Raw genomic sequence first — 25,530 nt, forward strand, 5'->3', positions numbered from 1 at the left:
GGCCGTTGCTCAGACGGCCGTCACGAGCAGCTCAGCGCCTCGTAGTCGGCGTCGTAGGTCGTGGTGACCTCCTCGCCGTCGATCTCGGCGGTGAGGGTGGCGGTCACCGAGCCCGCGTCGAACGACGCGGCGCGCGACGAGAAGGACTGGTAGGCGTTCTTGCCGTCCTTGACGTTCGGGAACGTCTTCTCGCCGTACGGCGTGGTGACCACGACGTCGGCCTTGGCGCCGGACTCGTTGAGCACGCGCACCGCGACGTGGGCCTTGTTGCCGAGGCAGCGCGCCTCGGCGGTGACCGTCGCGGTGACGACGGCGCCGGACGACGTGACGTCCACGGTCTGCCAGCGCTTCGTCGGCGTCGCGTTGTGCAGGTGCAGCAGCAGGAGCTTCCCGCTGCCCGCCTCCGCCGCGGCCTCGGACCGGTGGACGGTCAGCGGGGCGTCGTCCGCGCCGACGTACAGCAGCTGGCCGCCGCCCTCGAACCAGTAGGCCGGGTCGTACGGGTCGGCCGTGAAGGTCTCGCTCGCGTCCACGAGCTGGTCGGCCGACTGCGAGTACGGCGAGTACGTGAGGACCTGGAACGTCGGGACGTCGCCCTCCTCGATGCCGAGCGAGCCGATGCCCACCGGGATGACGACGACGTTGTTGTCGAACACCGAGGTGTCCACGTCGCCCCACACGGAGTTGATCGGCTGGAGGTCGACGTTGTCGCCCGCCTCGTACTCGGTGCCGTCGGGCGCCGTCCAGTCCTTGAGGGTGAACGTCGCCGCGAGGGTCAGGTCCGTCTCGCTGCTGTACTTGAGGGCCGCGACCTCGAAGTCGGCCGAGCCGTCGGAGTCGACGTCGACCTCGACCGCGGGGATCGAGACCGAGCCGAGGCTCGCCCACTCCCCGTCCATCGCGACGCCGATGCCGATGACGCCGTCGGCGGGGTCGCCCCCGGCCGCGGCCTCCTGCGGCGCGGTGGACGCGAACCCGACCGCGCGCACGTCGGCCGCCGCGATCGCCGTGGGCGACGCGCCGACCGCGGCGTCCGCCTCGAGGCGCGGGCTCGTCGTCTTGAGCTCGAACGGCGCGACGATCGACGTCCACCCGCCCGAGTCCACGCCGCGGCCCTCGAGGTCGAGCTCGGCCGTGGCCGACGCCCCGGCGAACTCGACGGGAGCGGCCGTCAGGTCGCTCACGAGCTTCGGCGACGCCTGGACGGGCACGCGCAGCGCGGTGCCGCCGTCGGTCGGGGTGAGCACGACGCGCCCGCTGACGGAGGACACGAAGTCGCGCGGGACGCCGAGGCCCGAGTCGTCCGAGGACGTCGGGTCGAGGTCCTTGGCGAGCGTCGCGGGGTCCGCCGTGAGCGTCACCGTGACGACCTGCCGCTGGCCCGCCGGGACGGTCACCGTGGCCGGCGTGACGGTGACGGTCGCGCCGCCCGCCGTGCTGGACTGCGCGAAGCTCGTCGCGAACGTGCGCGACGTGTCGCCCGTGTTCTGCACCGTGACGGTCTTGCGCACCGTCACCGTGTCCGCACCGACCGGCACGACGCCGAACGCGACGGACACCTGGTCGGAGTCCTGCGACGCGTACGCGAGGGTCGTGTTCGCGACCGCGTCGACGGCGTCCACGCGGCCGGAGCCGACGCGCTCGGGGCCGTAGGCGGTCCCGGTGCCCGACGGCCCCGTGAACACGTCGTGCGTCGCGGTGTTCATGACGGACGCCTTGACCTCGGCCGGCGCCCAGCCCGGGTGGGCCTCCTTGACGAGCGCCGCGATGCCCGCGACGTGCGGCGTCGCCATCGACGTGCCCGACTTGATGCTCGCGCCGTCGAGGTGACCGGACGCGACGGACGCGATGCCCGTGCCGGGGGCCGCGACGTCGGGCTTGGCGACGCCGAGCGAGCCGTGCACGCCGCGCGACGACCCGCTGTTGAGCGTGTCGCCGATCTCCGGGATCGACACGAACGACAACAGCGCGAGCGACGGCCCGATGGTCATCGTGACCTCGCCCGCCTCGATCGCCGGGAAGAGCGCGTCGTGGCTCGCGCCCGTGAGCTGCGCACCGGGGATCCCGGCGTTGCCCGCGATGCCCGCGACGAACGACGGCAGCTCGGAGGACAGCAGCACGCCGACCGCGCCCGCGGCCTGCGCGTTGTTGAACCGCGCGGCGCTGCCGCACGCGCGCGTCGCGTCGTTGTCGTCCCAGTACAGGTAGGCGATCTTGCCCTGGACGGCCGCCGCCTGCGCCGCCGTGAACGCCTGGCAGCCGGAGAAGTCGTCCGCGACGAACGCGACCGGGGCGGTCACGTCCGAGCCGCCCGCGTAGTCGACCGAGTTCTGCGCCGGGTAGGTGCCCGCGAGCTCCTCGGGCGCCTCGACGCGCACGGCGTCGAACGTCTGCGTGTCGCCGACCGAGTTCGCGACCGTCAGCGCGGAGCGCGCGTTGCCGGGCGAGCCGCCGACGTCGGTCACGTCGCCCGCGTTGCCCGACGCGATGACGGACAGCGTGCCGAGGCGCGAGAGCTGGTCGATGAAGAGGTTCTCCGGGTCGTCGGCGGGGGAGCCGTCCGAGCCGAGGGAGAGGTTGACGATGTCGAGACGGTCGGACAGGTCGCCGTCGCCGTTCGGGTCCGCCGCCCACTCGAGCGCGTCCACGACGACGCCGGTCGAGCCGCCGAGGTCGCCGAACACCTTGAGCGCGTACAGGCCCGCCTCGGGCGCGGAGCCCGGGCCGACCTGCCAGTCGGAGATGTCCGTCAGCGTCGAGTAGTCGCCGTCGAACGTCTCGCCGTCCGCGGTGACGCCGTACGCCGCCGTCGTCCCGGCGACGTGCGAGCCGTGGCCCGAGCCGACGGAGTCCAGCGAGTCGATCGGGTTCTCGTCCGGCGTGGGCACGAGCGTCGTGCCGGGGACGGTGCCGCTCGCGTCGTAGTCGTACCCGGCGAAGTCGTACCCGCCGAGGAACTTCAGCTCGTCGTACGTGCCCTCGGGCACCGGGCCGGTGCCGCGCTCGCCGTACGCCTCGTCGAACGCCTCCTGCGTGCCGGGGCCGCCGAACGCCTTGTGCGTGTAGTCGATGCCGGTGTCGATGATCCCGATGCGCACGCCCTCGCCGGTGAGGCCCGTGCTCTGCCACGTCTCGAGCGCCCGCGTGAAGACGTCGGTGCCCTTGTTCGCGGGCTTCTTGGGGATGATCCGGTAGACCGTGCGGACCGCGTCGTCGCGCGCGAGGTCGCGCACGCGGTCGGCGTCGCCCGTGACGACGACGCCCGCGACGAGCGTGCTCGTCACGGACACCTGCTGGGGGTCGCGCGCGCCCGCGCTCCGGGCGGTCGCCTGCTGCGGGACGACGTCGTCCGCGAGCTCCGCGACCTCCTGGGCGTTGGCCTCGACCGCGTCGGGGCTCGCGCCCTCGGCCGCCAGGTCGACGGCGGACGGCGCGTCGAGCTCGACGAACGCCGTGACGGTGCCTCGCGCCGTCGCGAGGGAGGGGGCGACCTTGTCGGTGGGCGAGAGGGTGGAGCCGGACCGCGCGCCGAGGGCGTTGCCGGGGTCGGGCGGCGGGTCCGCGGCGGCGGGAGCCGCGGCGGCCGCGACGACCGCGAGGCTCGCGGCGGCGGCGGTCAGTGACACGGGTAGAGAACGGTGCTTCATCGACACTCATCTCCCCGGCGGAGCCGGTTCGGCGAAGGGTTCGTGGATGGGTCCTTCCGAGCGGCCCGGCCCTGGTGGGTCCGGGACCACCCGAGCACGGTAACCAACGACCGGCCGCCGTGCCCAGCCGCGGGCCGATCGTGCGGGGACAACCCGCGGCCCGCGCTCTAGGATGCGGGCGGGGTCGCAGGACGCGGCCGTCCTGCGGGAGTCCCCTTCCCGCGTCAGGCCACGGGGACTCCCCGGGGCGTGGCCACGCCGAAGGAGAGCCATGACCAGAACCTCGCTCCGCGTCCTGTCCGCCGCGCTCGTGAGCGGCCTCCTCCTCACCGCGGTCGGCTCCGGCTCCGCCCTCGCGTCCGTGCTGGACCTGCGGGCCGTCACGGGGGTGCGGGACGTCGTCGCCCCCGCGGGCGACGTGAGCGTCTCGACCGGCGAGAGCTGCGCCGTCGAGGCCCAGCCGCTCCTGCCCGGGCAGGACCCGGACACCCTGCCTCCCGCGCCCGAGACGTGCTTCGCCTCGCTCGCCGAGGCGCTCGAGTTCGTCTCGGGCTCCGACGTCGCGGCGTCGCGCCTCGCCGGGGCCACCCGGGGCGACGTCGAAGGGCTCGTCACCGAGCTCAACGCGGCCGCGGCGGCGCCGCGCACCGCGGGTGCCGAGCGGGTCGCGGCGGCCGCGGCGAGCTCGCTCGTGCTCGGGGTGCTGTGGCGCGACGCGAGCTACAAGGGCGCGTCCAAGGTGCTCTACGGCTCGGGCACCAACGGGTGCTACACGGGCTCGACGTACGGGTTCCCCAACCTGGCGAACCTCCTCATGAACAACGTCGTGTCGTCGGCCACGACGTACGCGGGGTGCTGGGTGACGCTCTACGACTCCTACAGCTACGGCGGGACGAAGAAGAACTGCACGCCGCACTGCGCGACGCTCGGCTCGTTCGACAACAAGGCGTCCTCCGTCGTCTACCGCCCGGCGGGCACGCTCGGCTGACGGCGGCGCGTGACGCAGGCCTCACGGGTCCTGCCCCGGCGGGCCGTGGTGCGGCGGGATACGGTCGACCCACCGGGCTGCCGCCCGGTACCCACGACGTCGAAGGAGATCTCGCATGGCCACCCGCATCGCACGCACCGCCTGGAACGGTGGGCTCCAGGACGGCCAGGGGCAGGTCGAGCTCACGAGCTCGAAGGCCGGCACGTTCGACGTGTCCTTCCCGCGCCGCGTCGCGGACGACGCCGGGGGCGTCACCAGCCCGGAGGAGCTCGTCGCGGCCGCGCACTCGTCGTGCTACGCGATGCAGTTCTCGGCGCTGCTCGCCGAGGCCGGCGGCACGCCCGTCGCGCTCGAGGTCACCGCGGAGGTCACGGTCGAGCCCGACCCGGCCGGCGGGCTGAAGATCTCGACGATCGCGCTGACGGTGCGCGGCGAGGTCGAGGGCATCGACGAGGCGGGCTTCCGGGAGACGGCGGAGAAGGCCAAGGCCACGTGCCCCGTCTCGAAGGCGCTCGCGAGCGTCCCGACGATCACGCTGGACGCGACGCTCGAGAGCTGACCGTCCCGCGCGAGCATGTGGTCCTGGAGCGTCCCGGTGATGGGACGAGCCAGGACCACATGCTCGACGGGTCAGCGGGGCACCAGTGGCGGCGACGACGTCCCCGCGCCCGCGCGGATGCCGTCGACGAGCTCGGCGAGCGTGTCCTTCGCCCCGTGGACGGGGTGCCACCGCAGCAGCTCTGCGGCGAACGTCGTGTCGAGCACGGGCACCCGCATCGCCATGTCGAGCCAGCCCTCGCCCACGGGGGCGAGGCGGGCCCGCCACGCCGCGGCGACGGCGGTGCGCGCGGTCCCGTAGGGGACGGTGCGCAGCGAGCCGTCCGCGACGACGTCCGCGACGTCCTGCGGCGTGAGCACCGTGGGGTGGGCCACGTTGAACGGCCCCGGGTGCCGGCCCACGACGATCCGCGCGTACGCCTCCGCGACGTCCTCCGCGTGCACGACCTGCAGGCGCAGGCCCTCGGGGAGCGGGACGGCGGGCAGCGGCGAGCGCCGCAGCACGCGGCCACCGAGCGGGCCGAGGAAGTAGCGCGTGATCTCGGACGCGGCGTCGCGCTGGAACACGAGCGCGGAGCGCACGCGCGAGACGACGATCCCACCCGTGCGCTCGACCCCGTCGAGGAGCGCCTCGACGGCCGCCTTGTCCTCGGAGTACGACGAGCCCGGGATGCCCTCCGTGGGCCAGGTCTCGACCACCGGGGTGTCCCGCGCCTCGCCCGCGTACGGGGCGGGGGAGTAGGCCCCGACGGAGGACGCGACCACGAGGTGCGCGACGCCCGCGCGCCGGGCGGCCTCGACCACCTGCCGCGTGCCCTCGACGTTGACGCGGCGCAGGCGCTTGCGGTCGTGGCTCGGCTGGATCGCCCACGCGAGGTGCACGACGGCGTCCGCTCCGGCGAACGCGGCGTCGAGCCGGGCGCCCGCGTCGGAGGCGGCGACGTCCGCGTACCGCCACGTCACCGCGTCGTGGGGGAAGCGCACGGTGCTCGACCCGTCGGCGCGCGGCACTCGGCGCGCGACCGCCACGAGGGATGTCACGACGGGTTCCGTCGCGAGCCGGCGCAGCACCGCCGTGCCCACGTTCCCGCTCGCTCCGACGACCACCACGCGCATGCGCTGCCTCCCGATCTCGTCCGCGGCCCGTCCTGCTGACGCTAGCCCGACGTGCCCGAGTTCGCCCGGGCGGTGGCGAGGACGGCGGAGCGCGCCGGCTCGGGGAGCTCGGGCACGAGCACGACGGCGCTCGCGAGGACGAGCCGCTCGACCTCCGCGCGCGACAGCTCGCTCCCGGCGAGCCACGCGGCGGTGACGTTCTCGACGAGCGCGACCCACCCCGCCGCGATGAGGCGCAGGCGCGGAGCGGCGGGCAGGGCGTCGTCGTCGGTCGCGCTCACCGTCGAGGTCAGCCGCAGGACGAGGTGGTCGCGGGCGCGCGCGAGGGCGGCCTGGGTGGCCTCGTCGTCGGCGAGCGCGCCGCGCCACAGGTCCTGCCACACGAGCCGCCGCGCCTCGACGGCGTCGAGGAACGCGGTGACGGCGAGCGCCGGGCGCTCGGGCCGGGGCCGGTCGTCGGGAGCGACGGCGGCCGCCTCGAGCTGGGCGACGGCCTCGAGCGCGACGGCGCGACGCAGCCCGGCGGTGGAGCCGAAGTAGTGGAAGACGAGCGCCTTGGACGCCCCGGCGCGCGCGGCGACCCCCGCGGGCGTGAGGGCGTCGAGGCCGTGCTCGTCGGCGTGCTGGGCGGCGGCGTCGAGGAGCTCGCGGCGGCGGTCGGCGGGCTCGCGCCGGCGCCGGGAGCCCGTGCGCGGGGCGGCGTCGGCGGTGCCGTCGTGGTGCGGCGCGCGGGCGGGGGAGGGCGTGCGGGGCATGGCACCGTTCTACGCCGTTGTTGACCGCGAGTCAACAAGAGGCGTAGCGTTGTTGACCGTGAGTCAACGGCGTCCTCGGGAGGCCGGGGCGCGGATGGAGAGAGCCGGATGCAGATCACGCTGAGCGACGTGCGCGTCGACGGGCGGCGCGAGCCCATGCTCGAGCCCATCGACCTCGCCTGGTCCACGGGCGAGTGCGTGCTCGTGACCGGGGAGCCCGGGCACGGGCACACCGCGCTGGCCCTCGTCGCGACCGGCCGGCTCGACCCGTCGGCCGGGGAGGTCCGGATCGTGCCCGCCCACGCGCCGTCGCGTCGCGGCGGGCAGCCCGCGCGGGGGACCGCCGCGTCCCTGCGCGCCGTGACCGCCGTCGTCGACGTCCCCGGCGTGAGCGAGCCCGACGACGCGCTCACCGTCGCGGACGTCGTCGCCGAGGGCCTCGCGCTCGCGGGCCGCCGCTCGCTGCGCCGCGACGTGACGCGCTGGCTCGCCGAGCACTCGCTCACCGCGGACCGGGGCCGACGGCTCGACCAGGTGCCCGGCGTCGTGCGGACCGCGCTCCTCGCGGCGCTCGCGGCCGAGGACCCGGACGTCCGGTTCCTCGTGCTCACGCTGCCCGACCGGCACGGCGGGGAGCCGTCGGGCTGGTGGGAGGTCGCGCAGAGCCTCGCGGGCGCCGGGTACGGCGTCCTCGTGCAGTGCACGCGCGCGTCGGCGCGCGACCTCGGCGCCGACCTGCCCCCGGCGCGCGGCGGGTCGCTGCACGAGCCGCCCGTCGTCGCGCTGCGGGCGCGACCCGCCCCGCCGCCCGCGCCCGCCCCGCCCGTCCCGGCTGAACCCGCGCGCACCGACGACGACCCTCAGGAGGACCGATGACCGCGATCCGCCTCGGGCTGTCCGAGCTGCGCCGCCTCGCGGCCGGCACGCTGCCGCGCCTCGCGATCCTCGCGATGGCGCTCATCCCCACGCTCTACGCGGGCCTGTACCTGTTCGCGAACCACGACCCGTACGACAAGCTCGACCAGGTCCCCGCCGCGCTCGTCGTGCTCGACGAGGGCACGTCGACCACCGACGCCCGGACGGGCGCGACGACGCGGCGCGACTTCGGGCGGGACGTGGCCGACCAGCTCCTCGACGACGGCGGCTTCGGCTGGGTCGAGACGAGCCAGGTCGACGCCGAGTACGGCGTGCGGTCGGGGCGGTACGACGCCGCCCTCGTCATCGGCCCGACGTTCTCCGCGGACCTCGCGTCGGCGGGCGAGTTCGAGCCGCAGCAGGCGAGCCTCACGCTCGTCACCAACGACGCGAACAACTACCTCGCGCGCACCATCGCCGACCAGATCGTCGGGAAGGTGCGCGACTCGATCGCCGAGCAGGTGGGCACCGAGGCCGCGGACACGTTCCTGCGGGGCTTCGCGTCCATCCACACCAACCTCGCCGACGCCGTGGACGGCGCGGGCCGGCTCCTCGACGGGTCGACGCAGCTGCGCGACGGCCTCGTCACCGCCGACGACGGCGCCCGCACCCTCGCCGACGGCGCGGGGCGGGCCGCCGACGGCGCCGCGCAGCTCGACGCGAGCACCGGCACGCTCGCGGACGCCGTCGGGCGGCTCGACGACGGCGCCACGTCCCTGGCGTCGGGGCTCGGCACGCTCCGCGGCGCGACGTCGTCGCTGCCCGCGCAGACGCAGCAGCTCGCCGACGGCGCGGCCCAGGTCGCGGACGGGAACGCTCAGGTCGCGCGGTACGGGGACCAGGCCGCCGCCGCCGCGGCCGACGTGCTGCCCGCGCTCGACGGGGCCCGCGACGACGTCGACGCGCGCCTCGACCGGCTCGTCGCCGACGGCGTCCTCGACCAGGCCACCGCCGACGAGGTGCGCGCCCAGGTCGCCCCCGTTCTCGACGAGCGGCGCGCGCAGGTCGAGGGCGCCGTCGACCAGGTGACCGCGGCGTCGGGGGAGCTCGACCGGCTCGCCGACGGCGCGCGCCAGGTGTCCGACGGCGCGGCGCGTCTCGCCGCCGCGACACCGCAGCTCGCCGCCGGGATCGCGACGGCGGCCGACGGCGCGGACCGTCTCGCGGACGGCACCGGTCAGCTCGCCGCGGCGACCCCGCAGCTCGTGGACGGCGTCTCCCGGCTCGCCGACGGCACGCGCCAGGTGTCCGACGGCGCGACCTCGCTCGCGGACGGCACGGCGCAGCTCCGTGACGGGTCGGGCGAGCTCGCCGACGGCGCCGCGCAGCTCCACGACGGGCTCGCCGAGGGCCTCGGCCAGGTGCCGGACCTCGACGAGCAGACCCGGCAGGACACGGCCGAGACGATCGGCAACCCGGTGTCCGTGACGAACGAGGCGCTGTCCTCCGCCGGCACGTACGGCGGCGGGCTCGCGCCGTTCTTCCTCTCGCTCGCGACGTGGATCGGGGCGTACGTGCTGTTCCTCCTCGTGCGGCCGCTGTCGACGCGTGCCCTGGCCGCGGGCCGGTCGGGCCTCGCGACCGCCCTGGGCGGGTGGCTCACCCCGGCCGCGATCGGCGTGCTCCAGGTCGCCGCGATGTTCACGGTGACGAAGTTCGCGCTCGACATCGACCCCGTGCACGGCGTCGGCACGGCGCTGTTCCTCGTGCTCGTGTCCGCGACGTTCGTCGCGATCCTCCAGGCGCTCAACGTGTGGCTCGGCGCCGCGGGGCAGTTCCTCGGCCTCGTGCTCATGCTCGTGCAGCTCGTCACCGCGGGCGGCACGTTCCCCTGGCAGACGATCCCGCAGCCGCTGCGCTCGATGCACCAGTTCCTGCCCATGACGTACGCCGTGGAGGGCCTGCGCCAGCTCCTGTACGGCGGGAACATGGCGACGGTCGCGCGCGACGCGACGGTCCTCGTCGTCGTGCTCGCCGGTGCGCTGGGCCTCACGGCGCTCGCGGCCCGCCGCCGGCGCGTCTGGACGATCACGACGCTCCAACCGGAGCTCGTCCTGTGACCTGACCCCCCGACGTGACCCGCCGACCATGCGGTCGTGCCTCGTCCTGGGCATCTGACAGGCCACGACCGCATGGTCGGCGGGCGGCAACGGCGGACGGACCCGAGGGTCCGGGCGCGAGGGTGCGACAATCGCGACGTGTCCGCTGAGATCGACGCCACCACGACCCCCGCCCCGCACCGCGACGGGAACGGCTCGCGGCGGTCCGGCTCCCGCGCGACGACGTCGCCGGAGGCGGAGCGCGAGGCCGCCCTCCGCGAGGCCGAGCGTGCCGCCGACGTCGCGCGCACGGCCCTCGCCGAGGCGCTGCGGACGGTCGTGCGCGGCACGGTCGACACCGCGACCCGGCGCCGGGCCGAGTACTCGACGGACGCGTCGAACTACCGCGTCGTCCCGGAGGCCGTGGTGTACCCGCGGGACGCGGACGACGTCGTCGCCGCGCTCGACGTGCTGCGCGAGCTCGAGGTGCCGGTCACCGCGCGCGGCGCGGGCACGTCGGTCGCCGGGAACTCGATCGGCCCGGGCGCCGTGCTCGACTTCACGCAGCACCTGAACCGCGTGCTCGACGTCGACCCCGAGGCGCGCACGGCGCGCATCGAGCCGGGCGTCGTCATGTCCGCGCTGCAGCAGGAGGCGGCGCCGCACGGGCTGCGGTTCGGCCCGGACCCGTCGACGCAGAACCGCGCGACGCTCGGCGGCATGATCGGCAACAACGCGTGCGGCCCGCACGCCGTCGCCTACGGGCGCACGGTCGACAACGTGATCGAGCTCGACGTCGTCGACGGGCGCGGGCGCCGTTTCACCGCCGGCAAGGGCGACCCGACGTTCGCGACCGTCCCCGGGCTCGCCGACCTCGTCCGCGACAACCTCGCGCTCATCCGCACGGAGTTCGGGCGGTTCGGGCGCCAGGTGTCGGGGTACTCGCTGGAGCACCTGCTGCCCGAGAACGGGTCGGACCTCGCGAAGGCGCTCGTCGGCACCGAGGGCACGCTCGTGACGATCCTCGGGGCCACGGTCCGCCTCGTCCCCGTCCCGTCCAAGCCGACGCTCGTCGTGCTCGGCTACCCGGACATGCCGTCCGCGGCCGACGACGTCCCGACCTTCCTGGACCTCGACCCCCTCGCGGTCGAGGGCCTCGACGCGCGGCTCGTCGACGTCGTGCGCCGCGCCAAGGGCGACGCGTCCGTCCCGCCGCTGCCACCGGGCGCGGGCTGGCTCATGGTCGAGGTCGGGGGCGCGACCCCCGAGGAGGCGATGGCGAACGCGGAGGCGATCGTCGCGGCGTCGGGCAGCGAGGCCACGATGATCCTGCCCGCGGGGCCGGAGGCCACCAAGATGTGGCAGATCCGGGCCGACGGCGCGGGGCTCGCCGGGCGCACGCCCGCCGGGGAGCAGGCGTGGCCGGGCTGGGAGGACTCCGCCGTCCCGCCGGAGCGGCTCGGCGACTACCTGCGCGACCTCGACGCGCTCATGGCGCGCTACGGCGTCGACGGCCTGCCGTACGGGCACTTCGGCGACGGGTGCGTGCACCTGCGCATCGACATCCCGCTGGAGGCGTCGGGCTCGGTGCTGCGCACGTTCATGCTCGAGGCGGCGGAGCTCGTCGCGAAGCACGGCGGGTCGCTGTCCGGCGAGCACGGCGACGGACGCGCGCGCTCGGAGCTGCTCCCGGTCATGTACAGCCCCGAGGCGATCGCGCTCATGGAGCGGTTCAAGGCGCTGTTCGACCCGCAGGACGTCATGAACCCCGGCGTCGTGGTGCGGCCCCGCGCGATCGACGACGACCTGCGCCGCCCGCACGCGCACCCGCTGCTGTCCGCGGTCGGGGCGCCCGGCACGCCCGGCACGAGCACCGCCGCGCCCGCGAAGGTCACGAAGATCTCGCGCCGCGCGGGCTACCAGGGCTTCTCGTTCGCGCACGACCACGGCGACATGACCCAGGCGGTGCACCGCTGCGTCGGGGTCGGCAAGTGCCGCGCGGACACGAGCGCCGCGGGCGGGTTCATGTGCCCGTCGTACCGGGCGACGAAGGACGAGAAGGACGTCACGCGCGCCCGTGCCCGCGTGCTCCAGGAGGCCGTGAACGGCACGCTCGTCGGCGGGCTCGCGGCGCCCGAGGTGCACGAGTCGCTCGACCTGTGCCTGTCCTGCAAGGCGTGCTCGAGCGACTGCCCCGCGGGCGTCGACATGGCGCAGTACAAGTCCGAGGTGCTGTACCGGACCTACCGCGGCAGGCTGCGCCCGGTCGACCACTACTCGCTCGGGTGGCTCCCGATCTGGGCCCGCCTCGCGACGGGCATGCCGCGCCTGGCGAACAAGCTCCTCGGGTTCCGGCCGGTCGCGAAGGCCGTCCTGTGGGCGGGCGGCATGGACACGCGCCGCTCGATGACGACGTTCGCCGAGGTGCCGTTCCGCACCTGGTGGAGGCGCGGCGGCGCGACCCAGGGCGTGCCGGGCCTGCGCATCGGGCAGCAGCCCGGCCGTCCGGTGCGCGACGAGCGGCCGAAGGTCGTCCTGTGGACCGACTCGTTCAGCGACAACATGTCGCCCGGGGTGCCCCAGGCGGCCGTGAAGGTGCTCACCGCGGCCGGGTACGACGTCGTCGTGCCCGAGCAGGAGGCGTGCTGCGGTCTCACGTGGATCAGCACGGGCCAGCTCGACGGCGCGCGCAAGCGCCTGGAGAACCTGCTGTCCGTCCTCGGCCCGTACGCCGTGAACGGCATCCCGATCCTCGGGCTCGAGCCGTCGTGCACGGCCGTGCTGCGCTCCGACCTCGTGGACCTGTTCCCCGACGACCCGCGCGCCCGCGCCGTCTCCGCCGCGACGCGCACGCTCGCCGAGCTCCTCACGTCCGTGGACACCGCGCCCGGCCGCGAGTCCGGGTGGCGCGTGCCCGACCTCTCGGACGTGACCGCCGTCGTGCAGCCGCACTGCCACCAGCACTCGGTCATGGGCTTCGCCGCCGACGAGCGGCTGCTGCGCGACGCGGGCGCGACGATCAAGGTCCTCGCCGGCTGCTGCGGCCTCGCGGGCAACTTCGGCATGCAGAAGGGCCACTACGAGACGTCGGTCGCCGTCGCGGAGAACGCGCTGCTGCCCGCGCTGCGCGACGCCGCCCCCGGCGACGTGTACCTCGCGGACGGGTTCTCGTGCCGCACCCAGGCCGACGACCTCGCCGGCGTGCAGGGCAAGGCGCTCGCGGAGCTGCTCGCCGAGCGGCTCTGACGCCGACGACCTACCCGCGGGCGGCGCGCACCGCGTCGGCCAGGCGCGCGACGGCCTCGTCGACGCGGGCGTCGGCGAGGTTGCCGTAGCCGAGCACGAGGGTCGTCGAGCGTGCGGCGGGCCGCACCTGGTAGCGGCGCAGGTCCGCGACCGTGACGTCGCGCCGCGCGGCCTCCCGCACCACGTGCGCGGCGTCGGGCGCCGGGTCGTCCGGTGTGCCGGGCAGGGCGAGCAGCGCGTGCATCCCCGCCGCGATGCCGGTGACGGCGGCGCCGGGCAGCTCGCGCGCGAGGGCCGCGAGGACGGCGTCGCGACGGCGGCGGTAGCGCCCGCGCGCGGCGCGCAGGTGCCGGTCGTACCCGCCCGAGGAGACGAGCCGCGCGAAGGCGAGCTGGTCGACCGTGGACGGGCCCGCCGTCGTGCCGCCCGCGCGCGCGACGGCCTCTCGCCAGCGCGCGGGCACGACCGTCCACCCCACGCCGAACGCCGGGCTCATGGTCTTGCTCACCGACCCGAGCAGCAGCACGCGGTCCGGGTCGAGCTGTTGCAGCGCGGCGACGGGGCGGCGGTCGTACCGGAACTCGGCGTCGTAGTCGTCCTCGACGACGAGGCCGTCGACGGCGCGCGCCCACGCGACGACCGCCTCGCGCCGCTCGGGCGCAAGGGCTGCGCCGGTGGGGAACTGGTGCGCCGGGGTGAGCAGCGCGGCCCGCGCCCCGGTCCGTGCGGAGGCGGCGACGAGCGCGTCGACGTCGGCGCCGGCGTCGTCGACCGGCACGGGCACGGGCGTGAGCCCGGCGCGCGCCGCGACGTCGCGCAGCACGGACCAGCCGGGGTCCTCGACGAGCAGGTGCGTGTGGCCGGCCGCGACGAGCGCCGCGGCGACGTGCGCCATGCCGTCGGTCGCGCCGCGCGTCAGCACGACGGCGTCGTCCCGCCCGGCGACGACGCGCGCCCGGCGCAGGTGGCCCGCCACGACGGACCGCGCGTGCGGGTGCCCGGCGGCGGGCTGCGGCCCGAGGTCGTCGTTCGTCGCCGTCCCGGTCGCGGTGCTCAGCACGTCGCGGGCCGCGCGGAGCCACGCGTCGCGCGGGACGTGGCGCAGGTCGGGCACGCCCGGGGCGAGGTCGAACCGGGCGCGCGCGGCGTGGGTCCTGCCGGTGTCGGTCCGCCCGGCGTCCACGACGGCGCGCGCGGGTCTACCATCCGCCGCTCGTTCCTCGCGGCTCCCGCCAGGCCCGCCACGACCCGCGCGCACCGTCGTTCCCGCCGGGCTCGTGGGCCGCTCGCCCAGCGCGCTCGTTCCCCTCGGGCTCGTCGATCGGGCGCCGGCTGCGGCGGAGACGCGGGTCGCGGAGCCGGTGCGCGCCTCGAGGAAGCCCTCGGCGACGAGCTGGCCGTACGCCTCGGTGACGACCCACCTCGACACCCCGAGCGACTCGGCGAGCTGTCGGCTCGGGGGGAGCGCCGCGCCGACGGGGACGCGGCCGGCGTGCACGGCGTCGCGGACCGCGCGCTCGAGCCGCTCGACGCGCGACCCCGGCCCCGCCCCCAGGTCGAGCAGGGCCTCCCAGGCGAGCGCCGCCGTCGTCCCCGGAGGCGCCGTCCGGGAGGAATTGGTCTGGTCCGCGGCCATGGCATCGGACCGTACACCCGTGCCGATGCGTCCCTAGCGTGGAGCACGTCACCGAGACCACGGGTCCACCACGGACCGCTCGGACCACCGACAGACCCAGGGAGACCACCATGCGGTACCGCACCATCGGCGACGGGCGCACCTCGTTCGACGTGTCGACCCTCTGCCTCGGCACCATGAACATGGGCACGCTCGTCGACGAGGAGACGTCGTTCGCGATCCTCGACCGCTACCGCGAGGCGGGCGGCACGTTCCTCGACACGGCGAACAACTACAGCGCCTGGGCCGGGGGCCACGGCCGCGACAGCGAGGACCTGCTCGGCCGCTGGCTCGCGAGCCGGGGCGCGCGCGACGACGTCCGCCTCGCGACCAAGCTCGGCGCCGCCAAGAAGGACCCGGCGCTCCCGCTGTCGAACACGCCGCCGACGAACTTCCAGGGCCTCGGGGCGGACGTCGTCGGGTACGAGGCGCACGAGAGCCTGCGCCACCTCGGCGTCGACCACCTCGACGTGCTCTACGGGCACGTGGACGACCTCGAGACGCCGATCGCCGAGACCGTCGGCGCGTTCGGCAAGCTCCAGGCGGAGGGCGTCGTCGGGATCACCGGCATCTCGAACGTCGCGCTGTGGCGCGTCGTCGAGGCGCGCGAGAAGGCCCAGCGCCAGGGCGTCGCGCCCTACGGGCTCGTCCAGCAGAACTACACCTACGCGTACCCGACGCCCGAGCCGGGCCGGCACAACTGGGCGTCGTACGAGCTGCTCGACTACGCGGCGTCCACGGGCGTCGACGGGCGGCCCCCGCTCGCCGTCACCGCGTACTCGCCGATCCTCCAGGGCGCGTACGTGCGCCGCGACAAGCCGCTGTGGGACGGGTTCGACCACCCCACCACGCGCGAGCGCGTCCGGCTCCTGCACGACGTCGCGGGCGAGCTCGGCGCGACGCCCAACCAGGTCGTGCTCGCGTGGCTCCTCGGCGGTGAGCACCCGGTGATCCCGATCATCGGGCCGAGCACGGTCGAGCAGCTCGACGAGCTCCTCGGCGCGGCCGACCTCGACCTCGACCCGGAGCTGCGCGCACGCCTCGACGCGGCCTGAGCCCGCGACCGGGCCGTGACGCGTCCCGCCCGGCCCGGCGCCACGGCGTCGAGCCGGGCCGACCGCGTCGCCGGGTAGGGTGCGGGGACCTGCTGCCCGACGTGCCGAGGGGGCCCCGTGGAGTTCCAGGACGTCGTCCGACGCCGGCGCATGGTGCGCCGGTTCACCGACGAGCCCGTCGCGCCGGAGGCGGTCGACCGGCTCGTGCGCAACGCGGTCCGCGCGCCGAGCGCGGGGTTCGCGCAGGGGTGGTCGTTCCTCGTGCTCACCGAGCCCGACGACGTCGCGCGCTTCTGGGCCGCGACCTCGCCCGAGCAGCCCGAGCGCAGCATGAGCGCGTGGCTCGCCGGGATGCGCACCGCGCCCGTGCTCGTCGTGGTCCTCACGTCGAAGGACGTCTACCTCGACCGGTACGCGGAGGACGACAAAGGATGGGCGGACCGCGACGAGAGCCGCTGGGCCGTGCCGTACTGGCACGTCGACGCGGGGATGGCCGCCCTCCTCATGCTCCAGACCGCCGTCGACCACGGGCTCGGCGCGTGCTTCTTCGGCGTCGCGCCGGGCGAGGTCGCGCGGCTGCGCGCGGCGTTCGGCGTCCCCGACGCGTACGCGCCGACCGGGGTCGTCGCCGTCGGGCACCCCGCCGACGGGGCGACCACGGGCTCGCCGCGCCGTCGTGCGCGCAAGCCGCTCGACGACGTCGTGCACCGCGGCCGCTGGGCCGACCGCTCGTGAGCGCCCGCGCCGCGCTGCCGACGGCCGTCCTTCTCGTCGTGCTCGCGACCGCCGCCTGCACCGCAGGCCCGGCGCCCGAGCCGACCGGCGACGCGACGACGGCGACGAGCACGGCGGACGCCGCTCCTCCCGCGCGAGGAACGGACGGCACGCCCGACGCGTCCGGTGACGAGACCTCGCCGGGCGCGACGCCGGGTGAGTCGGACCGCACGACGCCCGCTGCGCCGGACGGCCCTCCCCCTCCCGAGGTCCGCAGCCTCGCCGACCTTCCGACCGCCGCCCCGCTCGTCCCGCGCCCGGGGTGGCAGGTGGTCGCCGGGACGGGAGCGTGCGTGCAGTCGTGGCGCGGCGCCGTCGGCACCGACGCGCCGACGACGACCCCACGAGAGGCGTCCGTCGGCCTGCTCGAGCAGGTCGCGGCCGAGGACGGCGCCGACCCGGTCGGCGTGCCGGGCGACGTCCTGCTCCCGCTCGGAGGGGACGGCGTCCGCCTCCACGGGGTGAACGGCGTCGTGCAGAGCTGGACAGTGACCACCGCGCGCGGTGACGTCCACGTCCGTGGTGCGGCCCGGGTCGTGAGCGTGCCGACCTTCGGCGGCGAGAGGTCGACACAGTCGGTCGTGATCGTCCTCGACTGCGTGGGATCGCTCGACGAGGCCGCGTGGAAGGGCCTCCTGGAGGACGTGCGCGTCGGACTCGTCGCGCCCGTCGAGGAGCCCGGCGTCTGGCTTTCGTAGCCGGCGCGCGCCGGCGAGGCGCGTCCGTCAGGCGTCGTGGTCGCGCAGGGCCGGGACGTGCAGCCCGACGGCGGCGCGCACGTCCGCGGGCAGCTCGCCCCAGTCGTCCACGGTGTCGAGGTCGACCGCCGTGCCCGGGCGCTGCACGACGACGGCCCGCAGGCCGAGCCGCTCGGCCTCCGCGACGTGGGCCGCCCGGCTGTGCGGCCCGAACCGGAACCGGAACCCCGCCTCCCGTCGAGCACGGAGTTCCTGTCGTTCTGAGCCGCTCTCCGACAGCAACCCCGTGCTCGACGGCGCGGAAGCCGGGGGGTCGAGAGCGAGCAGGTTCGTGCCGGAGCCCAGGCGGTCCGTCGCGACGACGACGGGGGCGTCCTCGGCGAGGAGCGCCCCGACGTCGGCGGTCGTCAGCGCGGGCAGGTCGGCGTGCGCCACGAGCAGCCGCGCCGAGCCGTCCTGCGTCGCGATCTCCCGCCCGACGTCCACCGCCGCGTCCAGCCCGGGGCGGTCCGCGGGCTGCAGCACGATCCGCAGCCGGTCCGCGTCCTCGGTGAGCAGGGGGAGCCCGTCGTCACCCGCCCCGGCGCCGGCGTCCACCACGACGTCGCGCAGCGCGCGCCAGGTGAACCGCGGGTCCGACGTCACGACGACCACACGCTCCACGCCCGGGCTCGCGAGCAGCGTCCCCACCACGTGCCGAGCGAGCACCGCGACGAGGCGGCTGCGGGACGCGGGGTCGAGCGCGTGCGCGAGCCGCGACTTGCCCGACGACCCGTCGCGCAGCGGCACGACGGCGACCACGCGCCCCGGGCGCGCCGACCCGCCCGGGCGAGGGGCGTCGTCGGGCACGGGGCCGGTCTGCGGTGCGGGTCCGGCGTCAGCCACGTGACGCCCCGCCCGCCCGCAGCACCTCGCGCGCGAGGCGCTCGCGGCCCGGCGCGCCGCCCATGACGGTGTCCGTCACGACGACGTCCATCCCCAGCGCCCGCACGGCGTCGGCGAGGTGCGCGTCGTGGTCGTCGATCACCATGACGTCGACGAGCCCGACGTACAGGCGCGCGACCCCGAGCGCCGAGACCTCGTGGCCGAGCGTCGTGAGGATCTGCGCCGCCGGACCCTTGATCGCGCGGCCGCCGACGATGGGGCTCACCGCGACGCGCCGCGCGGTCGTCCCGGCGAGAGCCTCGCGCACGCCCGCGACGCCGAGCACGGGCTCGACGGAGAGGAACGGGTTCGACGGCGCGACCACCACGACGTCGGCGTCCGTCACCGCGTCGAGCACGCCGGGCGCGGGCCGCGCGGCGTCGATGCCGTCGTAGACGAGGCCCAGCACGTCGTCCGCGTGCCGCCGCCCCACGAAGTACTCCTGGAACCCGAGGCGCCCCGCGGGCGTGTCGACGAGCGTCGCGACGCGGTCGTCCGTCACGGGCAGCACGCGCGCCCGGACGCCGAGCGCGGCCGTGAGCTGCGCCGTCACGTCGCTGAGCGACGCCCCCGCGCGCAGCCGGGCCGTGCGCACGACGTGCGTCGCGAGGTCGCGGTCGCCGAGCGTGAACCACGTGTCCTCGCCGAGCCGGCCCATCGCGTCGAGTGCCGCGTACGTCTCGCCGACGACGCCCCAGCCGCGCTCCTCGTCCGCGAGCCCGGCGAGCGTGTACGTCACGGTGTCGAGGTCGGGCGAGATCCACAGCCCGTGCAGCTCGACGTCGTCCGCCACGTTGACGACGACCGTGAGGTCGGCCCCCGCGAGGTCCAGGCCGTGCGCGAGGCGGGCCCCGCCGACGCCTCCCGCGAGCACGGTCACGCGGTCGCTGCGGTGTTCTGCTGTCACGGCCACGAGCCTACGTCGGGGCCGCCCGGTCCCCGCGAGGACCGGGTGGCGCTCGCGGCCCGGTCCGGGCCGCGGTCGTGCCACGATGGCCTCATGGCCGTCTTCGCCTTCTCCGTCGCTCCGCTCGGTGCCGGCGAGTCCGTCGCGGACTCCGTCGCCGAGGCCGTCCGCATCGTCCGCGAGTCGGGTCTGCCCAACCGCACGACGGCGATGTTCACCGAGATCGAGGGCGACTGGGACGCCGTCATGCCCGTCATCCAGCGCGCCACCGAGGCCGTGGGGGCGGGCGGGCACCGCGTGTCGCTCGTCATCAAGGCGGACATCCGTCCGGGCCGCTCGGGCGAGCTCACGGGCAAGGTCGAGCGCGTCGAGGAGCGGCTCGCGGCCGAGTCCGAGGAGACCGGGCACGCCTGACCTGCGGCGTCGCCGGGGCCGTCGGGCACTGCCCGTCGCGTCCTCTCCCGCGGGGCGCGAGAGGACGGTTCGACCGGGTTCGAGGGACTTGACCGGCGACGTAGGCTATGGCGCATACGCCCCCGCCCCGGTCGCGTTCCGCTGCTGCAGGAGATCCCCCGATGCCCCTCTTCGAGGTGGACGCCGAGCGTCCCGTACTGGTCCAGCCGCCCCAGCCGGCAGGAGCCTTCGGGACCGACGCGCAGCGCGTCGTGGACGGCAACCTCGAGGGGCTGCTGGGCGAGCAGATCTTCCCCGTCGCGCAGGGCACGTCCGACGACGAGCCGCACCTCCTCGCGCTGGACGCCGCGGGTCTCCCCGTGGTCATCGAGGTCACGGCCGAGCTCACCGAGGAGGCCCTGACCGCGGCGCTCAACCACGCGGGCCGCGCCGGGCGCCTCACGCGCGCCGAGCTCGCCGCGCGCTACACGGGCGGCGCCTCGCGCTTCCAGCAGGACGTCGCCGCGTTCTACGACAACGTGCCCCTCACGCGCTCGCAGGCCACGGCCCGCGCGACGGGCGCCCGCCTCATCGTCATCTGCTCGAGCGCCGCGCCCGGCATCCAGGACGCGCTCGACTTCCTGCGCCAGCCCGGCTCGCCGGTCGCGGTCCTGCGCCTCGGCGTCGTGCACGGCGCCGACGGCCGCCGCTTCGTCGACGTGTCGCCGCTCGCGATGACGCGGGACAACCCGGCGCCGCCCGCGGCGCCCGAGCCCCCGCGCGGCCGTGCCGTCGCCCCCGGCTCCGACTTCGCGGACGGCGTCGCCGTGGGCCGTGCCCTGACCGGCAAGTTTCCCGTGGTGACGCGGCAGGCCGCGAGGTCCCGGGCGGAGCGCCGCCGGGCCGCCGCCGAGCTCGAGCCGCGCACCACGTACGGCATCGCCCCGACGTCCGCCGACGAGACCGGCCCGCTCGCCGCGCTCGGCGAGCCCGCAGCGCCGGTCGAGACGCCGCGGGCGGAGCCCCCGGTGCTCGACTTCGTGCCGCTCGACGACCCGCTGACGTCCCGGTCCGTGCCCGAGCCGGCCGCGACGGGCTGGGCGGACCGCCGCCCCGTCGAGGCGGGCGACGAGCCGCCCGCGCCGCGCACGTCGATCCTCACGCGCGAGTCGATCCGCACTCGGGAGTCGATCAGGACGCGCGAGTCGTACCTCACGCACGAGTACGGCGAGCAGCGCAGCCCGTCGCGCGAGCGCCCGTACGACCCGCTGTCGTACCACCCGCCGGCGGACCTCGCGCCCGAGCCCGCGCCCGCGGGTCGCGACGTCGTCCCCGTGCCGCCTCCGCCGCCCGCGGACGTGGCGCTCGGCCCCGACGACGACCCGGACCTGGTGGCGCTCGCGCGGACCCTCGGCACGCCCCGCCAGCTCGTGTGGTCGCGCCCGCGCCGCGGCCAGCGCTTCGAGGCGGTCCTCCAGCCCGACGGCTTCATCGAGCTGTCCGACGGCGCCCGCTACCGCCATCCCGACCTCGCGGCCGTGGCGGTGTCCGGGACGCACACCGCCGACGGCTGGAGCGTGTGGCGCCTCGGCGCCGACGACGGCCCGACCCTCACCGACGCGTTCCGCGAGCACCACGCCTGACCCGGCGACGGAGCCCGGCGAAGCCGCCCGTCCGACGGCGCACGACGACGCCCGGGGGCGAGGCATGATCGGGTTCCTGCACACGGCGGACGTCCACGTCGCGTCGTTCGGTGCGCTCGTCGACGAGGTCGCGCCGGGGGAGGGGCACGTGCACCGGGTGGACGCGCCGCTCCTCGACGACGCCCGCGCGGGCGCGCCGGTCGCGGGTCGGGTGCGCGCTCACGTGGAGGCGCTCGCCGCGGCGGCCGCGTCGGTCGTGGTGTGCACGTGCTCCACGCTCGGACCGGTCTCGGAGCAGGTCGGTGGGCTCGGGGTGCCGGTGGTCCGCGTGGACAGGCCGCTCGCCGAGGCGGCGGTGCGCGACGGCGGCCGGGTCACCGTCGTCGTGGCGCTCGCCTCGACGCTCGGCCCGACGACGGAGCTCCTCCGCGAGGTCGCCCGGCGCGAGCGCGCGACCGTCGAGCTCGACCCCGTGGTCTGCGCGGACGCGTGGTCCGCGTTCGAGGCCGGCGACCTGGGCGCGTACCACCGGGGCGTCGCGGACGCGGTGCGGGACGCCGTCTCGCGCCGGGGCGCGGACGTCGTCGTGCTCGCCCAGGCCAGCATGGCGCCGGCGGCAGACCTCCTCGCCGACCTCCCGATCCCCGTCCTGACGAGCCCGGGCAGCGCCGTGGCCCGGGCCGTCGAGCTGGCCCGGGCCTGACGCGCGTCGTCGGTCAGTCCGTCGAGCGCACCATGGTGCGGATCCCGACGGCGAGCCCGACGACGGCCGTCGCGACGGCCGCCACCCAGCCCCACCCGACGGTCGCGGCGCCGAGGTCGCCCGCGAACAGCGCGCGCTCGGCGTCCACGACGTAGCGCAGCGGGTTGACGTCCGACGCGACCTGCATCCACCGCGGGCCGGTCTCCAGGGGCAGGAGCATGCCGGACAGGATCATGAGCGGGAAGATCAGCGTCTGCTGCACGACCCAGAACATCCAGTCCTGCTTGCGCACGGCGAGCGCGAGCGCGTAGCTGAGCGACCCGATGCCGACGCCGAAGACGGCGAGCAGCGCGAGCCCGACGACGGCGCCCGCGGGGTGCAGCGCGAACCCGAACGGCAGCATGACGAGGACGACGACGACCGACTGCGCGACGATCGGCACCATCTCCTTGAGCGCGCGGCCCACGAGGAGCGACGACCGCGACAGCGGCGCGACGAGCATGCGCTCGTGCGCGCCCGTCTGGAGCTCGAACAGGAGGTTCGCGCCCGTCGTGGACGTCCCGAAGAGCGTCGTCATGACGAGGATCGACGGGACGAACCACTGCCAGACGTTCCCGCCGAGCACGTCCTGGCCGGTCGTCGTGCCGCCGAGCGACCCGACGAGCAGGGGCCCGAACAGGGCGAGGAACACGACGGGCTGCACGAGCCCGAACAGCACGGAGAACGGGTCCCGCACGACGGGCCGCAGCTCGCGCACGAGGACGATGCCCGTGTCGCGCGCCAGGGCGCCGGGGCCGCGCCGGGGCGCGACGGCCGGGGACGTGCGGGGACGGGCGGGGGTGGTGGTGTCGACGGCGCTCATGCTGCGGTCCTCTCGGCGGTCGGGGCGGGGGCGGTGCTGTCGGCGGCGTCCGCGTCGGGGGCGCCGGCCTCGCGCAGGCTGCGGCCGGTGAGCGCGAGGAACACGTCGTCGAGGGTCGGCCGGTGCACCTGCGCGGCCTCGACGAGGACGCCGGCGGTGTCCGCGGCGCGCAGGAGGCGGGGGAGGTAGGCGTCGCCGCGCTCTGCCCGTACGTCGAGCGTGACCGCGCCCGCGCCGTGCCCGACGCCGCCGCCCGCCACGGGAGTCCGGGTCACCTCGCGGAACCCCTCGACGCGGCGGGCGACGTCCGCGAGGTGGGACGCGGCGTCGTGCTCGGCGCCCGGGGCGACGGTCACCACGACGCGGTCGCCCGCGAGGTCGGCCTTGAGGCTCTCCGCGGTGTCGTCCGCGATGACCTGCCCGTGGTCGACGACGACGACGCGCTCGGCCATCGTGTCCGCCTCGTCGAGGTAGTGGGTCGTGAGGACGATCGTCATGGGCTCGCCCGTCGCGGCGACCGCGTCCTCGCGCATGCGCAGGACGTGGTCCCACAGGTTCGCGCGGTTGTGCGGGTCCAGGCCCGTCGACGGCTCGTCGAGGAACAGGAGCGACGGCGCGTGGACGAGCCCCATCGCGACGTCGAGCCGCCGGCGCTGCCCGCCCGAGAGGTCGGACACCTTGCGCGTGCGCTGCGCGTCGAGCTGGAGCGACTCGAGCAGCTCGTCCGCCCGGCGCCGTGCGGTGCGACGGTCGAGCCCGTAGATGCGGCCCTGGCTCGTGAGCTCGTCGACGACGTGCTGGGCGTGGCCCGCGCCGTTGCCCTGCCCGACGTAGCCGATGCGGTGCCGGACGGCGTCGGGCTCCGCGACGACGTCGTGCCCGGCGACGGTCGCCGTGCCGGACGTGGGGCGGATCAGCGTGGTGAGCATCCGGAGCGTGGTCGTCTTGCCGGCGCCGTTGGGGCCGAGGACGGCGACGAGCTCGCCCGGCGCCACGTCGAGGTCGATGCCGCGCACGGCGTGCACCGTGCGGCTCTCGTCGCGCCCGACGGCGAAGTCCTTGGTCAGTGCTCTGGTCCGGATCACGGGTCCTCCTCGGTGTGGTTCGTGCCTCGAGGACGACGCTGCCAGCAGTAGAGGTCAGGTCCTGTCCTCTACCGCGTGCGACCCTGAGGACATGCTCGAGACCTCCGGACGGCTGCTCCGGCTCCTCTCCCTCCTCCAGGCGCGCCGCGACTGGCCCGGCACGGCGCTCGCCGAGCGCCTCGACGTGAGCCCGCGCACCGTGCGGCGCGACGTGGACCGTCTGCGCGAGCTCGGCTACCCGGTCCGCGCGACGAAGGGCCCCGACGGCGGCTACCGCCTCGACGCGGGCGCGGACGTCCCGCCCCTGCTCTTCGACGACGAGCAGGCGGTCGCCGTCACGATCGCGCTGCGCACCGCGACGCTGCCCGGTGTCGAGGAGGCGGCGGCGCGGGCTCTCGCGACGATCCGGCAGGTCATGCCGGCGCGGCTGCGCACGCGCGTCGACGCGCTGGAGGTGACGGCCGTCCCCGGGCGGCGGGAGCAGTCCCTGCCCGCGGTGCGACCCGACGTGCTCGTGGAGGTCGGGACGGCCGTGCGCGAGCGTCGCGTGCTCCGGTTCGACTACGAGGGTGGCTCCGGCGAGGTCCTGCGCGCCCCCGCGGGGCAGGAGTTCCGTGCGCCGCGGCGCGTCGAGCCGCACCACCTCGTCACCTGGGGAGGCCGGTGGTACCTCGTCGCGTGGGACCTCGACCGGGAGGACTGGCGCACGTTCCGCGCGGACCGCATGGCGCCGCGGACGGGGGTCGGCGCGCGGTTCGAGCGGCGCGACCTGCCGGCTCCCGACGTCGCGACCTTCGTCGCCGAGCGCTTCGCGCGGCCCGAGCTCCCCGCGCGGGGGACCGTCGAGCTCGAGCGCGACGCGTCCGAGGTCGCAGGGTGGGTCGGTGCGGGCGCGCTCGTCGAGGCCGTGGGGGAGGGGCGCAGCCGCCTCACGGCGAGCTCGTGGTCATGGGGCGGGCTCGCGGCCTGGTTCGGCATCTTCGACGCGCCGTTCACCGTCGTCGGGCCGGACGAGCTCCGCGCGGCGGTCGCGCAGCTCGCGGCGCGCGCCGGCGCGGCGGCGGCAGGGCGCACCGCGAGGACCACGTGAGACGCACGGCAGCCACGTCGGGGCGCGTGCTTCCCCCGGGAGCCGGACCGGAGCCGCGGGGAGTGGCCCGGGTCACGGCGCAGCGGGTTGACCTCTCGGCGCCGGACCCCGTAATGTTCTCGAGGTCGCCCGGCAGGGAGGAACAGACACCACGGCGCAGCTCTTCGGAGCAGACGCGAAGTGGCTGGTCCCCCGGGCGGAACTCCCACCAGTTTCTCGGAGCACAGTGCTGCGCCGTGAAGAGAGTGGGGGCTTCTGGATCAGGTACATTTCTGAACGGATCTCCGGTATTGGCCGGTCCGTGAAGAACGGCCGGGTCTGGTAGGATTCAGAACGAAGGAAACGCCCCGCGCAAGGGCCTCGGGAACGAGGTCGGAGGCGGTGTGTGTCGGTTGTTTGAGAACTCAACAGTGTGCTTGTTAGTCAATGCCAAATTTTTTGTCCCTGTGGCATGGCT

At 75.9% G+C, this 25,530-nt stretch carries 20 protein-coding genes; 12 read left to right on the forward strand and 8 right to left on the reverse strand.

Annotated features, from left to right (window positions below; all coding sequences use genetic code 11):
- Nucleotides 1-20 precede the first annotated feature (20 nt).
- Nucleotides 21-3,626, reverse strand: coding sequence for a S8 family serine peptidase (locus GYH36_RS03510; protein WP_162289116.1), 3,606 nt, complete (start codon nt 3,624-3,626; stop codon nt 21-23).
- A 292-nt stretch (nt 3,627-3,918) separates the two neighbouring features.
- Between GYH36_RS03510 and GYH36_RS03515 the strand changes: the two genes are divergently transcribed.
- Both GYH36_RS03515 and GYH36_RS03520 read left to right on the forward strand, forming a co-directional pair.
- On the forward strand, nt 3,919-4,635 hold the full coding sequence (locus GYH36_RS03515; RefSeq protein WP_162289117.1) for a hypothetical protein: 717 nt from the start codon (nt 3,919-3,921) through the stop codon (nt 4,633-4,635).
- Nucleotides 4,636-4,750: 115 nt separating this feature from the next.
- Nucleotides 4,751-5,194, forward strand: coding sequence for an OsmC family peroxiredoxin (locus tag GYH36_RS03520; protein ID WP_162289118.1), 444 nt, complete (start codon nt 4,751-4,753; stop codon nt 5,192-5,194).
- Nucleotides 5,195-5,265: 71 nt separating this feature from the next.
- Here the strand turns inward: GYH36_RS03520 and GYH36_RS03525 are convergent, their stop codons facing one another.
- Nucleotides 5,266-6,309, reverse strand: a complete 1,044-nt coding sequence (locus GYH36_RS03525) for an NAD-dependent epimerase/dehydratase family protein (RefSeq protein ID WP_162289119.1) — start codon at nt 6,307-6,309, stop codon at nt 5,266-5,268.
- A 41-nt stretch (nt 6,310-6,350) separates the two neighbouring features.
- Complete coding sequence (locus GYH36_RS03530; protein WP_162289120.1) at nt 6,351-7,064, reverse strand: TetR/AcrR family transcriptional regulator; 714 nt, start codon at nt 7,062-7,064, stop codon at nt 6,351-6,353.
- A 108-nt stretch (nt 7,065-7,172) separates the two neighbouring features.
- Between GYH36_RS03530 and GYH36_RS03535 the strand changes: the two genes are divergently transcribed.
- The 3 genes from GYH36_RS03535 (at nt 7,173) to GYH36_RS03545 (ending at nt 13,264) form a co-directional block, all read left to right on the forward strand.
- Entirely contained in the window at nt 7,173-7,940 is a 768-nt protein-coding gene (locus tag GYH36_RS03535; protein ID WP_203231532.1) for a P-loop NTPase family protein, read from the forward strand.
- A complete protein-coding gene (locus GYH36_RS03540) occupies nt 7,937-10,039 on the forward strand; it encodes a YhgE/Pip domain-containing protein (RefSeq protein ID WP_162289121.1) in 2,103 nt (700 codons plus the stop codon). The genes GYH36_RS03535 and GYH36_RS03540 overlap by 4 nt, the downstream gene beginning before the upstream one ends.
- A gap of 306 nt (nt 10,040-10,345) precedes the next feature.
- Nucleotides 10,346-13,264, forward strand: a complete 2,919-nt coding sequence (locus GYH36_RS03545) for an FAD-binding and (Fe-S)-binding domain-containing protein (RefSeq protein WP_162289134.1) — start codon at nt 10,346-10,348, stop codon at nt 13,262-13,264.
- Nucleotides 13,265-13,274: 10 nt separating this feature from the next.
- Here GYH36_RS03545 and pdxR read toward each other — a convergent pair whose 3' ends face one another.
- Nucleotides 13,275-14,900: a MocR-like pyridoxine biosynthesis transcription factor PdxR gene (gene pdxR, locus GYH36_RS03550; protein ID WP_162289122.1), complete on the reverse strand. Its 1,626-nt coding sequence runs from the start codon at nt 14,898-14,900 to the stop codon at nt 13,275-13,277.
- Between the two features lie 110 nt (nt 14,901-15,010).
- Between pdxR and GYH36_RS03555 the strand changes: the two genes are divergently transcribed.
- The 3 genes from GYH36_RS03555 to GYH36_RS03565 all read left to right on the forward strand — a co-directional run bounded on the left by GYH36_RS03555 (nt 15,011) and on the right by GYH36_RS03565 (nt 17,466).
- Complete coding sequence (locus GYH36_RS03555) at nt 15,011-15,994, forward strand: aldo/keto reductase (protein ID WP_162289123.1); 984 nt, start codon at nt 15,011-15,013, stop codon at nt 15,992-15,994.
- 117 nt (nt 15,995-16,111) lie between these two features.
- A complete protein-coding gene (locus GYH36_RS03560) occupies nt 16,112-16,729 on the forward strand; it encodes a nitroreductase family protein (RefSeq protein ID WP_162289124.1) in 618 nt (205 codons plus the stop codon).
- On the forward strand, nt 16,726-17,466 hold the full coding sequence (locus tag GYH36_RS03565; protein ID WP_024842061.1) for a hypothetical protein: 741 nt from the start codon (nt 16,726-16,728) through the stop codon (nt 17,464-17,466). Before GYH36_RS03560 ends, GYH36_RS03565 begins: the two co-directional genes overlap by 4 nt.
- A gap of 27 nt (nt 17,467-17,493) precedes the next feature.
- Here the strand turns inward: GYH36_RS03565 and GYH36_RS03570 are convergent, their stop codons facing one another.
- A complete protein-coding gene (locus GYH36_RS03570; protein WP_312028487.1) occupies nt 17,494-18,351 on the reverse strand; it encodes a CofC family guanylyltransferase in 858 nt (285 codons plus the stop codon).
- Entirely contained in the window at nt 18,344-19,297 is a 954-nt protein-coding gene (gene cofD / locus GYH36_RS03575; protein ID WP_115943785.1) for a 2-phospho-L-lactate transferase, read from the reverse strand. The genes GYH36_RS03570 and cofD overlap by 8 nt, the downstream gene beginning before the upstream one ends.
- Before the next feature lie 93 nt (nt 19,298-19,390).
- Here cofD and GYH36_RS03580 point away from each other — a divergent pair, with 93 nt between their 5' ends.
- The 3 genes from GYH36_RS03580 to GYH36_RS03590 all read left to right on the forward strand — a co-directional run bounded on the left by GYH36_RS03580 (nt 19,391) and on the right by GYH36_RS03590 (nt 22,036).
- Nucleotides 19,391-19,711, forward strand: coding sequence for an MTH1187 family thiamine-binding protein (locus GYH36_RS03580; RefSeq protein WP_024842064.1), 321 nt, complete (start codon nt 19,391-19,393; stop codon nt 19,709-19,711).
- A gap of 161 nt (nt 19,712-19,872) precedes the next feature.
- On the forward strand, nt 19,873-21,333 hold the full coding sequence (locus tag GYH36_RS03585) for a restriction system modified-DNA reader domain-containing protein (RefSeq protein WP_162289125.1): 1,461 nt from the start codon (nt 19,873-19,875) through the stop codon (nt 21,331-21,333).
- A 64-nt stretch (nt 21,334-21,397) separates the two neighbouring features.
- The gene (locus GYH36_RS03590) at nt 21,398-22,036 is read left to right on the forward strand and encodes an aspartate/glutamate racemase family protein (protein WP_162289126.1); all 639 of its coding nucleotides are present in this window, start codon (nt 21,398-21,400) and stop codon (nt 22,034-22,036) included.
- A 13-nt stretch (nt 22,037-22,049) separates the two neighbouring features.
- Here GYH36_RS03590 and GYH36_RS03595 read toward each other — a convergent pair whose 3' ends face one another.
- Nucleotides 22,050-22,898 carry an ABC transporter permease gene (locus GYH36_RS03595; RefSeq protein WP_024842067.1) on the reverse strand — a complete coding sequence of 283 codons (849 nt, stop codon included), beginning with the start codon at nt 22,896-22,898 and terminating at the stop codon, nt 22,050-22,052.
- Nucleotides 22,895-23,983 (reverse strand): ATP-binding cassette domain-containing protein, encoded by a 1,089-nt coding sequence (locus GYH36_RS03600; protein WP_162289127.1) that lies wholly within the window; start codon nt 23,981-23,983, stop codon nt 22,895-22,897. The genes GYH36_RS03595 and GYH36_RS03600 overlap by 4 nt, the downstream gene beginning before the upstream one ends.
- Nucleotides 23,984-24,074: 91 nt before the next feature.
- Here GYH36_RS03600 and GYH36_RS03605 point away from each other — a divergent pair, with 91 nt between their 5' ends.
- Entirely contained in the window at nt 24,075-25,073 is a 999-nt protein-coding gene (locus GYH36_RS03605; RefSeq protein ID WP_162289128.1) for a helix-turn-helix transcriptional regulator, read from the forward strand.
- Nucleotides 25,074-25,530: the final 457 nt, after the last annotated feature.

It is taken from the genome of Cellulosimicrobium composti (assembly GCF_010287905.1).
GTDB lineage: Bacteria > Actinomycetota > Actinomycetes > Actinomycetales > Cellulomonadaceae > Cellulosimicrobium > Cellulosimicrobium composti.

Excerpts from the sequence above, each read along its gene's own strand:
- GYH36_RS03515 (WP_162289117.1), top strand. The coding sequence starts at position 3,919 with ATGACCAGAACCTCGCTCCGCGTCCTGTCCGCCGCGCTCGTGAGCGGC.
- GYH36_RS03520 (WP_162289118.1), top strand. The coding sequence starts at position 4,751 with ATGGCCACCCGCATCGCACGCACCGCCTGGAACGGTGGGCTCCAGGAC.
- GYH36_RS03525 (WP_162289119.1), bottom strand. The coding sequence starts at position 6,309 with ATGCGCGTGGTGGTCGTCGGAGCGAGCGGGAACGTGGGCACGGCGGTG.
- GYH36_RS03530 (WP_162289120.1), bottom strand. The coding sequence starts at position 7,064 with ATGCCCCGCACGCCCTCCCCCGCCCGCGCGCCGCACCACGACGGCACC.
- GYH36_RS03535 (WP_203231532.1), top strand. The coding sequence starts at position 7,173 with ATGCAGATCACGCTGAGCGACGTGCGCGTCGACGGGCGGCGCGAGCCC.
- GYH36_RS03540 (WP_162289121.1), top strand. The coding sequence starts at position 7,937 with ATGACCGCGATCCGCCTCGGGCTGTCCGAGCTGCGCCGCCTCGCGGCC.
- pdxR (WP_162289122.1), bottom strand. The coding sequence starts at position 14,900 with ATGGCCGCGGACCAGACCAATTCCTCCCGGACGGCGCCTCCGGGGACG.
- GYH36_RS03555 (WP_162289123.1), top strand. The coding sequence starts at position 15,011 with ATGCGGTACCGCACCATCGGCGACGGGCGCACCTCGTTCGACGTGTCG.
- GYH36_RS03580 (WP_024842064.1), top strand. The coding sequence starts at position 19,391 with ATGGCCGTCTTCGCCTTCTCCGTCGCTCCGCTCGGTGCCGGCGAGTCC.
- GYH36_RS03585 (WP_162289125.1), top strand. The coding sequence starts at position 19,873 with ATGCCCCTCTTCGAGGTGGACGCCGAGCGTCCCGTACTGGTCCAGCCG.
- GYH36_RS03590 (WP_162289126.1), top strand. The coding sequence starts at position 21,398 with ATGATCGGGTTCCTGCACACGGCGGACGTCCACGTCGCGTCGTTCGGT.
- GYH36_RS03595 (WP_024842067.1), bottom strand. The coding sequence starts at position 22,898 with ATGAGCGCCGTCGACACCACCACCCCCGCCCGTCCCCGCACGTCCCCG.
- GYH36_RS03605 (WP_162289128.1), top strand. The coding sequence starts at position 24,075 with ATGCTCGAGACCTCCGGACGGCTGCTCCGGCTCCTCTCCCTCCTCCAG.